Genomic DNA, 12,073 nt, shown 5'->3' with positions numbered 1-12,073 from the left:
GATGTAGGCAAAAGCTATAATCATCTTTGTTGTGCATGAGGTGATAACATGAATATAAAACTAATAGAATTGCACCACAGAAAAGGAGACCCACTTCCTTTTCAAACAAACTTGGATTCCCAGGATTTAAAGAAGCGTCATCAAGAGATCCGAGATTTATCGACCGTAAGCGTTACGGGAGAGGCTCAGGAGCTCGGTGGCTTAATCTATATCAAGGGAGAAATACAAGCAGAGGCTAAGTTCGTTTGTGCACGTTGCTTGACGCCGTACACAGAACAGTTTTCGATTCCTTTTTCTGAAACCTTTGCGCCGAATACATCCGATATCGTAATGGATGAGGATAGCGATATTCATCAGGTGACTGGCGAAGAGATCGAGTTGGACCCGTTCCTGGAAGAAAACTTCCTGTTGTCGATTTCAGCGTTTCCACTGTGCTCCAAGGATTGTGAGGGACTGTGCTCGAGTTGCGGAATTAACCGTAATGAACAGTCATGCAATTGTTCCACAGAACGTATTGATCCGCGTTTAGAAGCTTTAAAGAAATTCTTCATTCAAGCAGAAGAATAGGCTTGTTTTCAAGATGAAGCTCTTCTCTTTGGATGGATTGCTTCATTTTTGAACGGGTTGGTCGATTCCTGTGAATTGGTACTAACCCACATACATCGGTTCCACAGATAACCATTTCACTTATGGCTTGATGCCATGAGTTTCTATATGGGGAACCTTCAGACATTTTGACTTCGAAGGAGGTGTAAGGAAGATGGCAGTACCTCAACGTAGAACTTCCAAGACTCGTAAAAGATTGCGTCGTACGCACTTCAAATTAGAGATTCCAGGTATGGTTAAATGCGATAACTGCGGCGAACACAAGCTAGCTCACCGCATATGCGCAAGCTGCGGAACTTACAAAGGTAAGAAAGTAGTTCAATAAGTGAGAGGCAAGGTGAGATAATCACCTTGCTTTTTTTCTGTTCAAGCGAGAGTTTTTAACGGATTAGGTTATTTTTTATGAATAGGGTTGTAAAAACAGCCTCCCTCCCGTATACTAATTTAGTACCTGGTATTAAAAACAACTCGTAAGCATAGATATAAAATAGCTAAGGGGGGTGCCGAATATCGCTCGCATAGCTAAGAGAGATCGCCAAAGACAATTAGTGAATAGTCTGGAACGAAATCCATTCGCTACGGATGAAGATTTGGCTACGATGTTTGATGTTAGCATTCAAACAATAAGGCTGGATCGATTAGAGCTAGGCATACCGGAATTACGTGAACGGATTAAGTCTGTTGCAGAAAAAAGTTTAGATCCAGTCAAATCACTAGGAATTGAAGAAGTGATTGGCGAAGTAATAGATCTACAATTGGATGATTATGGAATTTCTGTTTTGGAAATAACAGAAGAGCACGTTTTTCATCGGACACAGATTGCTCGTGGGCATTACATTTTTGCTCAAGCAAACTCCCTGGCAGTGGCCGTCATCGACGCGGATGTTGCTTTAACGGCTACAGCTCGCATGCGTTTTATCCGACCTGTGAAGCAAGGAGAGAAGCTGGTTGCCAAGGCTGTGGTTCGTTCCACGGAAGGGGACGAAAGCAAGGTGCGCGTCGAAACGAAAGTCCAAGGAGAAAATGTGTTTACTGCTACATTCCGGGTGTTTCGTATCCGTGAGTAGGAAGAACAGGAATGAACAGGAGGGAAATGTACTTGCGTATTTCACTTGATGCCATGGGGGGCGATCATGCACCCCGCAGTGCTGTAGAAGGAGCTCTGGAGGCTATCGCTGTTGAACCCTCCTTGCAAATTGTTTTAGTTGGGGATGAATCAGCTATTGGTAGTTATTTGCCTACTCCCCATCCATCTAATATTGAGATTTTACATACAACTGAAAAGATAGCAACAGATGAAGAGCCAGTCAAAGCTGTGCGCCGTAAAAAAGATTCTTCTTTGGTTAAAGCTGTTGAACTAGCACGTCAAGAGGAAGTAGAAGCAGTCATTTCTGCTGGAAACACCGGTGCACTGATGACAGCTGGATTACTGGTTACCGGACGTATGAAAGGTATTGAGCGTCCAGCCCTTGCTGCGATGATACCAAAGATTAAGGGTGGCGTTACCTTAGTGCTTGATGTTGGTGCTAATATGGATGCCAAACCGCAACACTTAGTCCAATACGCCATTATGGGTAGCCTTTACGTAGAAAAAGTATTAGGAATAAAGCAACCACGCGTTGGACTATTAAATGTTGGCACAGAAGAAGCAAAAGGAAATGAGCTGGCGAAAAGTACCTTTCCTTTACTAAAAGAAAGTCCGGTGAATTTTATTGGCAACGTAGAAGCACGTGATCTGTTAGAGGACGCTTGCGACGTGCTAGTATGCGAAGGCTTTTCTGGCAACATTTTATTAAAAAATACAGAGGGAACGGCACTGGCGATTTTCTCCCAGTTAAAACGCGAACTTACCTCCACCTTCATGAATAAGCTGGCTGCTGCTATTTTAAAACCAAGTCTAAAACGCTTTGCTAACCGCATGGACTATGCAGAGTACGGTGGTGCGCCGATGCTTGGATTGAAGCGTCCTGTCTTTAAAGCGCATGGTTCATCCGATGCAAAAGCTTTTAAAAATGCTCTGCTTGCAGCGGCACGTTTTTGCAAATCTGATGTCAATCAGCTCATTTTAAAGGAGCTGCAGATCGATCATAGCGGAAAAGGGGAAAAAGAATGAATGGATTACGTCCTGTAGGAATCCTGGCAACAGGTTCTTATACACCTGATAAAGTGTTAAGTAATGCTGATTTGGAAAAAATGGTAGAAACCTCTGACGAATGGATTACCTCTCGTACAGGGATTCGTGAGCGCCGGATTTGTGCGGAAGACCAGGCTTCTTCAGATCTAGCCTATGAAGCTGCTGTAAGAGCGCTAGATAAAGCGAAAATAAGTGCCGAAGAAATTGACATGATCATTGTGGCAACTGTAACGCCTGACCATTCCTTCCCATCTACATCATGCCTATTACAAGATAGACTGGGTGCAAAAAAAGCGGCAGCTATTGATCTTTCGGCGGCATGTACAGGCTTCATTTACGGGGTGACGACGGCTACACAATTTATCGCGAATGGCATGTATCGTTATGTGTTGGTAATTGGGGTAGAGTCATTGTCCAAAATTACAAATTATGAAGACCGCAATACATGCGTATTGTTTGGTGACGGTGCAGGGGCGGCTGTTCTTGGTCCTGTTCCAGAGGGAATGGGCTTTAAAGCATTTGACGTGGGTGCGGACGGTTCTGGCGGAAATTTGTTATCTATGCCAGCTGGTGGCTCACGTTATCCAGCTACTAAAGAAACCGTAGAGAATAAAATGCACTATCTGGCCATGACTGGTAATGAAGTATTCAAATTTGCCGTGCGTATGATGAACAGCTCAACCGAAACTGTTCTGACAAAAGCAGGTATAGATAAAGAAGCGATTGATCTGTTGGTACCACATCAAGCGAATCTGCGTATCATTGATTCAGCTGTGAAACGTTTTGGCTTGTCAGAAGATAAAGTAGTGGTTAACTTGGATCGCTATGGAAATATGTCGTCTGCCTCTATTCCGGTTGCATTAGATGAAGCAATCGAAGCAGGTAGAGTAAAAGAAGGAGACAACATCATTCTCGTTGGTTTTGGTGGCGGTTTGACTTGGGGGGCTGCACTGCTTACATGGTGCACACGTGAACAAAGCGACGAATAAAGCGAAGTACACAGGGATTGGAGTCGAATGGATTTGAGTAAACTAGCATTTGTTTTTCCAGGACAAGGCTCTCAGTTTGTCGGAATGGGAGTACAGTTGTGTGAAGAATCAACAGCGGCAAAAGCGATTTTTAGTCAGGCGGATGAAGCCCTTGGTTTCTCGCTTTCACACCTATGCTTTGAGGGACCTGAAGAAGAACTGCGTTTGACAGCAAACACACAACCAGCCATTTTGACCATGAGCGTAGCTGTTCTTAACGCTTTGCAAGAAAAACGACCTGATCTGAAGCCGGATTTCGTGGCAGGACACAGTTTGGGTGAATATTCTGCACTGGTTGCTGCTGGGGCGATCAGCTTTAAAGATGCAGTTAAGACCGTACGAGCTCGTGGAAAATTTATGGAACAAGCCGTGCCTGCTGGTCAAGGGGCTATGGCAGCTGTACTGAATATGGACCGCCAAAACTTGCAAAGCATTTGCGAACAAGTGACGGAAGCCGGATATCCTGTTCAGCTTGCCAATATGAACTGCCCAGGACAAATTGTAATCTCAGGTAGTGCTGAAGGTGTAGAAAAAGCAGGCGTATTGGCAAAAGAAGCGGGCGCTAAACGCGTCATGCCACTAAATGTTAGCGGACCTTTCCATTCTTCTTTGATGCAGCCAGCTTCTGAGCTTCTACAAGCTGTTTTAGCTGATATCGAAATAAAAGATGCTAATGTACCTGTTGTGACGAATGTTACGGCACGCCCTATGACTGGATCTAGCGAAATTGCTACAAGATTGGTTGAACAGGTATCTTCTCCTGTTCTCTGGGAAGATTCAGTTGCTTGGATGATCGAGCAAGGAGTGACTACATTTGTCGAGATCGGCCCAGGAAAAGTATTAGCTGGTCTGGTTAAAAAAATTGCACCAAAAGATGCGAACATAAAAATCTTTAGCCTGCAAGACATGGATTCACTCACTGAATTCGTAGGAGGAGAAGCATGTTAATGATAGAAGGAAAAGTAGCTTTGATTACGGGAGCTTCTCGTGGAATTGGCCGTGCGATTGCACTAAAATATGCGGAAGCAGGAGCCAATATCATTGTTAACTACTCAGGAAACGAAGCGAAGGCTCAGGAAACAGTGGCCGACATCGAAAAATTGGGTCGTGAAGCAATTATGATTCGTGCCAACGTGGGAAATACAGAGGAAGCGGAGAATATGGTAAAAGAAGCGTTAGAGCGCTTTGGTAAAATCGATATTCTCGTAAATAACGCAGGAATTACTAGAGATAATCTCTTAATGCGTATGAAAGAATCAGAATGGGACGATGTTATTAACGTCAATTTAAAAGGTGTATTTAATATGACGAAGGCGCTGACTCGTCCAATGATGAAACAACGTAGCGGAAGCATGATCAATATTACATCGGTTGTAGGTGTATTAGGGAATGCAGGACAGGCTAACTACGTGGCTGCCAAAGCTGGGGTCATTGGTTTAACCAAAACCACCGCTCGTGAACTGGCCTCACGAAACATTAAAGTGAATGCCATAGCTCCAGGATTTGTTGATACGGATATGACAGATGTTCTACCAGAGGATGTTAAGGGCGGGATTCTAGCACAAATTCCATTTAACCGTTTGGGATCGGCTGACGAAATTGCCAATGTGGCACTCTTCCTAGCATCTGATGCATCTAGCTATATGACAGGGCAGACTTTGCATGTAGACGGCGGCATGTATATGTAAACTGGTTTTTACTAGAGACATCCCGTATAATACGTTGAGAGGGGGTGAAGTAAGTGGCAGAAGTTCTTGATCGAGTAAAGAAAATCGTCATCGACCGTTTAGGTGTAGACGAAGACAAAGTAACGTTGGAAGCTTCTTTCAAAGAAGATCTAGGGGCAGACTCCCTTGACGTAGTTGAGCTTGTTATGGAATTGGAAGACGAGTTCGACCTTGAGATCTCTGATGAAGATGCAGAAAAAATTACTACTGTGGGTGAAGTAGTTAATTACATATCTTCCCACAAGTAATCGCTAAGGAGGGGCTCCGTTTCGACGGGGCTTCTCCCTTTACGCAAATAAGTGATTTTTTCAACAAACGTACTTATTAATAACGTAAGATAGGATGCGCAAGCTGATTTAATATAGAGGTGAATGAACATGAGACGTAGAGTAGTCCTTACGGGTTTTGGGTGTATTACAGCACTTGGAAAAGAACCAGAAACTCTTTGGAAGAACCTGCTGGCAGGTAAATCAGGGATAAGTCATATCGAGAATTTTGACACGACCGATTACGCCACGAAGATTGCAGCAGAAGTAAAGGACTTTGACCCAGAACAATATATGGATAAACGAGAAGCGCGGCGTATGGACCGTTTCGTGCAGTTTGGTCTGGCAGCAGCGAAAGAAGCAGTAAAGAATGCAGATTTAACCATTACTGATGAGAATGCCGAGCGTATTGGCGTCTATATTGGTTCTGGGATTGGTGGACTTAGCACATGGGAAGAACAACATCAGATTCTGATGGAGAAAGGTCCACGTCGTGTTAGCCCATTCTTTATTCCTATGCTAATCGCTAATATGGCTTCTGGGGTTGCTTCTATCGAGTTGGGTGCCAAAGGGCCAACTTCAAGTGCAATCACCGCGTGTGCAACAGGTACGAATGCAATTGGTGACGCTTTCCGTCTCATTCAGTATGATCAAGCTGATGTGATGATTACAGGTGGAACAGAAGCGACGATTCGTCCGATGGGTATGGCGGGTTTTTGTTCACTAAAGGCGATGTCTACACGCAACGATGATCCACAAAAGGCAAGTCGTCCTTTTGATCAAGGTAGAGATGGTTTCGTTATGGGTGAAGGAGCTGGGGTATTAGTTTTGGAAGAATTAGAGCACGCTAAACAACGCGGTGCGACAATTATTGCTGAGATTATTGGCTACGGTATGAGCGCTGATGCGTTCCATATTACTGCTCCTGTTGAAAATGGAGATGGTGCACGACGCTGTATGTTACATACGCTAAAAGATGCAGGTGTGTCTCCTGAGCAAGTGGACTACATCAATGCACATGGTACATCTACACCAGCTGGTGATCTGGCTGAAACAAAAGCGATTAAGAGCCTATTTGGCGAGCATGCATACAAGCTGGCTGTGAGTTCTACAAAATCCATGACAGGTCATTTGCTGGGAGCAACAGGAGCTATCGAAGCGATGGCGACTGCTTATGCTCTGCGTGATCAGATTTTACCTCCAACCATCAACTTAGAGAACCCTGACCCAGGATGCGATCTGGATTATGTACCAAACAAAGCAAGAGAGGCAAAAGTAGAATATGCTTTGTCTAACACGTTTGGCTTTGGTGGGCATAATGCGACCATTCTTTTGAAACGTTATGCGGAGTAGGGTATGCATTCGGTGAGGGAAGGTGTGAGAGGGATGAATTTTAAAGGGCTGCAAGAAAAAATTGGAATCGTATTCACTGATGAGTCCTTGTTGCGGCAAGCATTCACCCATTCTTCCTATGTGAACGAGCAAAGGGGCAAACGGATTTCCGACAACGAACGCTTAGAGTTTTTGGGTGATGCGGTGTTGGAGCTAACGGTCTCCCAATTTTTATACAAAATGTTCCCGAAAATGAGCGAGGGTGAAATGACCAAGCTTCGTGCGGCGATCGTATGTGAACCGTCACTCGTCAAGTTTGCGGAATTACTTTATTTTGGAGAACTAGTATTATTGGGAAAAGGTGAGGAGCTTACAGGGGGACGTCAACGTCCAGCTCTTCTTGCTGACGTTTTTGAAGCCTTTGTCGGCGCTTTGTACCTTGATCAAGGCTTGGATGCAGTTTTTCAGTTCCTAGAAAAATATGTGTATCCGCGCATTGATAAGGGTGAATTTACACAAGTGACCGATTTTAAAAGTCAATTGCAAGAGCTTGTTCAACAGGACAGCTTGGGAGAAATTATTTATCGCATTTTGCAAGAGAGAGGACCTGCCCACAATCGTGAATTCGTATCAGAAGTGATATTGAATGGCAATCAGTTGGGAGTAGGCTCCGGTCGTTCTAAGAAAGAGGCAGAACAGCGCGCTGCTGCCCTTGCTCTCATGAAAATTGGAACAAAAGGGTAATCCATAATACTAGCTGTACAGATGTTTAAAAAGACTAGGCTTTTACTTTGTTTGATATACAAAGTAGGGGTCTAGTCTTTTTTATGTATGATCAGTTGCTGTATTCTTTTTCAAATTATTTTTAATAAGGTGTAAGTTTTTTGTGAAACGGAGTTCTACAATATGAACACAATGAACACACAAAAAGGCTCACAAACCAGTGCCCTCTTTTGACAGGAGGATAACATCATGCATGATGATTCTGAGCTTATAAAGCTTGTGTTACAAGGTAATCAACAAGCTTTTGCTCCCATTATTGATAAATACAAAGTGAAACTGTATTCCAGTGTTCATAAAAGTTTATTACCATTTGCACAAATTTGAACTTGGTTCTAATTTTCTGCTTGGTTATTCCGAATTGCTCATAATGCTTGCATGGATGAATTAGCTCGTAAAAGAAAACAACCTTCTTTCGTGAAAGCCGAGATAGAGCAGTTTTTTCAGGAAAGCAGGTTATGAGGAATGACTCGAAAAAACGCTAGAAAATCAGGTATTTCCCAAGTCACCCTACGCCAAATGGGTCATCTGTGATAAACTAGGAGAGTTAAAGAGGATTGAGTATGTTTAGGGGAGATTATCATGTATTTAAAACGGTTGGAACTGATCGGCTTTAAGTCGTTTGCAGACCGGACCGAATTGGAGTTTGTACCGGGAGTGACTGCGGTAGTTGGTCCAAACGGTAGCGGCAAGAGCAACGTATCGGATGCGATTCGTTGGGTGCTTGGTGAACAAAGCGCCAAGTCGCTTCGTGGCTCCAAGATGGAGGATATTATTTTTGCTGGTAGCGATACGCGCAAACCGGTAAATTTCGCGGAAGTATCTTTAACCCTAGATAACTCGGATGGCTCTTTGGATACCGAATACTCCGAAGTGACCGTTACACGTCGAGTCTATCGTTCAGGGGACAGCGACTATTCTATTAACAAGCGTTCCTGCCGATTAAAAGATATCATGGAACTGTTTATGGATACCGGCGTAGGAAAAGAAGCCTACTCCATCATTGGACAAGGACGAATTGAAGAGATTCTTAGTACGAAATCAGAAGATCGCCGGGGCATTTTTGAAGAAGCAGCCGGAATTGTAAAATATAAAACTCGCAAGCGAGAAGCAGAAAAGAAACTGGATGAGACGACACAGAATTTAGTGCGCATTTATGATATCCGCAATGAGGTAGAAGAGCAGGTAGGTCCTTTGCAGGAGCAAGCAGAAAAAGCAAAAACCTACAAAGGCTTGCATGAAAAACTAATCCAACATGAGGTAGCGCTCTACGTGCAACAAATTGAACAGACGCATACCAAATGGGAAGAAACGAAACGACAGGCGACGGATCTTGAAAATCAGTTAGCTAAGCGTACCACACAAGCAGGGCAACAAGAAGCTGAGCTGGAGCAGGCTCGTTATAAGGTTAATCAGATCGACCAATCTATTGAAGAGTTGCAGCAGGTGTTGCTCACGGTTAGTGAAGAGGCGGAGAAGGTGGAAGGCCGCCGTGAGGTATTACGGGAACGTAAAAGAAATCTAGAAGCCAATCGCAAGCAAACGATGGAGCAAATGCATCGTTTAACCGAGAAGCAACATACCCTAGAGGAAGAACTGACAACGGAAGAGACACGTCGCGAAGAAGCCAAAGGCAAGATGCGTGAAGCGGAAGGCCAACTAAGGAAGGCAGAATCCGAATTTCAAGTGGTCGTGCGTGGTTTAACGGATGACTTAGAAAAGCTGAAGAGCGATTACTTCGACAAGCTAAATGAAATGGCTCGTCTCCGTAATGATATCCGCCATCAAGAACAGACACGAGATACAAGCAAGGCGAGAATGGAGCGTCTGCAAGCAGACCGTGATCGTTTAGGTAACGAGGAGTCTTCTCATGTGAATACAGGAGAGGGATATGCTGCTGAGCTTGCAACCATTGAGCAGAAAATAAATGCGACCTTAACCCGTTTCCGCGAACTCATAGCCGAAACCCGCGGACAAGAGCAACAGATGGAAGAAGCAGAAAAAGAAATACACCGCCTTGAACAGCAACGCGAGGCTACACGTTCCAGATTGGATCTGTTAAAAGAGATGCAACATGATTTTGCTGGCTTCCAGCAGGGTGTTAAAGAAATTTTACGTGCTCGTGAAAAAGGCATGAATGGAATTCACGGAGCGGTTGCTGAGCTTATGACGGTTCCTCGTAATGTTGAAACAGCTATTGAAGTTGCATTAGGTGGGGCGTTGCAAAACGTGGTCGTAAACGATGAGGCAGCTGGACGTGAAGCGATTTCCTACTTGAAAAGGCACAATTTGGGGCGTGCTACTTTCTTACCACTATCCGTGATTCGGTCCCGTTCGCTTACTAGTGAAGATGAACGACAGTTGCGCCATGAAAACGGTGTGGTTGGAATTGCGAGTCGTCTTGTTTCCTTTGATGAAGCTTATCGGGCGGTAGTCGAGTCTATGCTTGGTAACGTGATTATCACTGAGACATTAGAGCAAGCAAACCGTGTTGCGAGAAGTTGTCATTACCGCTATCGAGTGGTCACGTTAGATGGTGATATTGTTAACGCAGGTGGTTCCATGACAGGTGGAGCCGTGAAGAAAAACAGCGCCAATCTGCTTGGACGTAATCGTCAAGTGGAAGAATTAGAAGCCATGTTAGATACTTTGCATAATGAAATTACGCAGAAAAAGGCTAGCATGGAAGAGGTAATAAAGTCAGCTAAACTAGCAGAAGATCAACAGGAAAAATTACGTGAACAGGGCGAAGTTCTTCGTTTGCGTGAACAGGAATTAAAAGGTTTATTGCAACAAGCGGAGATATCCGGAAAATCAATACGTGAACGTATGGCTGTACTCGATCAGGATATGGCCCTTTATCAGAAAGAGATGAGTGATGCTGGGCATAAGCTGACTGAACTTACTCAGCAATTGGACGGTTTAGCGGAAGAAGAGCACTTGCTTACAACCGCTATCGCGACGGCGGAAACAAGACGAAAAGAGCATATGCTCAGCAAGGAAGAAATGAATGAGCAGATTACCAGTCTGAAGGTATTGGTGGCTCAAGTGAAGCAGGAGCATGCTTCGCGCATAGAACAGGTAGAGCGCTTGCGTGAACAACGTGCCTTGCTGACGAAAGAATGGGAAGAAGCAAATCAGGCGTTGATGGATTTACATAGCCTAGATGATAATAATGATTCGTTTTTTGGAGAATTGGATGAAAAAATCACTGAGCTTCGCCAAGATAAGGACCGTGTTGCCAACTTGATTTCTGAACGACGTGGTGATCGAGCTAGTTTATTTGCTAAGCAGGAGCAATTGGAGCTTGAAGTAAAAGAGATTCGTAAACAAGTGAAAGCACTTGAAGAGAAGCTACACGTGGAAGAAGTGAAGGGTAACCGTTATGAAGTGGAATTGGATCATTTGCTCAGCAAACTATCCGAAGAATACGAGCTGAGTTTTGATCTAGCAAAACAGAAATATCCGCCGCTAGGAGATATTGCTGAACAACAGGTGGTAGTAAACGGATTGAAAAAGCAAATTGCTGCACTAGGAACGGTACATTTGGGAGCGATCGAAGAGTATGATCGTCTAACGGAACGATTAGATTTCTTACGTAAACAGGAAGCTGATTTAATAGAAGCAAAAGAGATGCTGTATCAGGTGATTGCTGAGATGGACACAGAGATGTCACGTCGTTTCCAACAAACATTTGACGAAATTCGAGTCCAATTCCAGGATGTGTTTGTGCAGTTGTTTGGGGGAGGTAGAGCGGATCTCTTATTGTCACAACCAGATCGATTGCTGGAAACAGGAATTGATATTGTAGCTCAACCACCTGGCAAGAAACTACAAAACTTAGCATTGTTATCGGGAGGCGAGCGCGCATTAACCGCTATGGCCCTTTTATTTGCCATCTTGCGTGTGAAGCCAGTGCCATTCTGTGTGTTGGATGAGGTAGAAGCCGCTCTGGATGAAGCCAACGTCAGCCGATTTGCAGAATACATGCACCACTTTAGCAGTGATACCCAGTTTATTTGTGTTACACATAGGAAAGGAACCATGGAAAGCGCTGATGTTTTGTACGGTATTACAATGCAGGAAGGCGGCGTTTCCAAACTGGTATCTGTTAAACTAGAAGAGACGAAAAAACTTGTTGAATCCGCCTCATAGGCGCATATAGACTCAAAGCATCATGAAAAACAGGAGACAACATTC

11 protein-coding genes are annotated in these 12,073 nt (G+C 44.1%); all 11 read left to right on the top strand.

Translation table 11 applies throughout. From position 1 onward, the window contains the following. Positions 1-48 precede the first annotated feature (48 nt). The 11 genes from EEL30_23765 to smc all read left to right on the top strand — a co-directional run bounded on the left by EEL30_23765 (position 49) and on the right by smc (position 12,028). Positions 49-567 (top strand): DUF177 domain-containing protein, encoded by a 519-nt coding sequence (locus EEL30_23765; protein ID QDX95044.1) that lies wholly within the window; start codon positions 49-51, stop codon positions 565-567. A gap of 193 nt (positions 568-760) precedes the next feature. After that, a complete protein-coding gene (gene rpmF / locus EEL30_23760) occupies positions 761-931 on the top strand; it encodes a 50S ribosomal protein L32 (protein ID QDX95043.1) in 171 nt (56 codons plus the stop codon). Positions 932-1,106: 175 nt separating this feature from the next. Next, complete coding sequence (gene fapR / locus EEL30_23755) at positions 1,107-1,673, top strand: transcription factor FapR (GenBank protein ID QDX95042.1); 567 nt, start codon at positions 1,107-1,109, stop codon at positions 1,671-1,673. A gap of 32 nt (positions 1,674-1,705) precedes the next feature. Continuing rightward, the gene (plsX, locus tag EEL30_23750; protein ID QDX95041.1) at positions 1,706-2,719 is read left to right on the top strand and encodes a phosphate acyltransferase PlsX; all 1,014 of its coding nucleotides are present in this window, start codon (positions 1,706-1,708) and stop codon (positions 2,717-2,719) included. Beyond that, positions 2,716-3,729, top strand: a complete 1,014-nt coding sequence (locus EEL30_23745; protein QDX95040.1) for a ketoacyl-ACP synthase III — start codon at positions 2,716-2,718, stop codon at positions 3,727-3,729. Before plsX ends, EEL30_23745 begins: the two co-directional genes overlap by 4 nt. A 27-nt stretch (positions 3,730-3,756) precedes the next feature. Then, positions 3,757-4,716 carry a [acyl-carrier-protein] S-malonyltransferase gene (gene fabD, locus EEL30_23740; GenBank protein QDX95039.1) on the top strand — a complete coding sequence of 320 codons (960 nt, stop codon included), beginning with the start codon at positions 3,757-3,759 and terminating at the stop codon, positions 4,714-4,716. Next, on the top strand, positions 4,710-5,456 hold the full coding sequence (gene fabG, locus EEL30_23735) for a 3-oxoacyl-[acyl-carrier-protein] reductase (GenBank protein QDX95038.1): 747 nt from the start codon (positions 4,710-4,712) through the stop codon (positions 5,454-5,456). The genes fabD and fabG overlap by 7 nt, the downstream gene beginning before the upstream one ends. A 53-nt stretch (positions 5,457-5,509) precedes the next feature. After that, positions 5,510-5,743: an acyl carrier protein gene (gene acpP, locus EEL30_23730; GenBank protein ID QDX95037.1), complete on the top strand. Its 234-nt coding sequence runs from the start codon at positions 5,510-5,512 to the stop codon at positions 5,741-5,743. Between the two features lie 129 nt (positions 5,744-5,872). Beyond that, positions 5,873-7,114 (top strand): beta-ketoacyl-[acyl-carrier-protein] synthase II, encoded by a 1,242-nt coding sequence (gene fabF, locus EEL30_23725; protein ID QDX95036.1) that lies wholly within the window; start codon positions 5,873-5,875, stop codon positions 7,112-7,114. 33 nt (positions 7,115-7,147) lie between these two features. Then, positions 7,148-7,837: a ribonuclease III gene (locus tag EEL30_23720; protein ID QDX95035.1), complete on the top strand. Its 690-nt coding sequence runs from the start codon at positions 7,148-7,150 to the stop codon at positions 7,835-7,837. Positions 7,838-8,455: 618 nt separating this feature from the next. After that, the gene (gene smc, locus EEL30_23715) at positions 8,456-12,028 is read left to right on the top strand and encodes a chromosome segregation protein SMC (protein ID QDX95034.1); all 3,573 of its coding nucleotides are present in this window, start codon (positions 8,456-8,458) and stop codon (positions 12,026-12,028) included. The last annotated feature ends 45 nt before the right edge of the window (positions 12,029-12,073 follow it).

This window comes from Brevibacillus laterosporus (genome assembly GCA_007833815.1).
In the GTDB taxonomy this organism is placed as follows: Bacteria; Bacillota; Bacilli; order Brevibacillales; family Brevibacillaceae; genus Brevibacillus_B; species Brevibacillus_B laterosporus_D.
The sequence above is the reverse complement of the archived record's forward strand: the minus strand, read 5'-3'. Positions and strand labels throughout refer to the sequence as shown.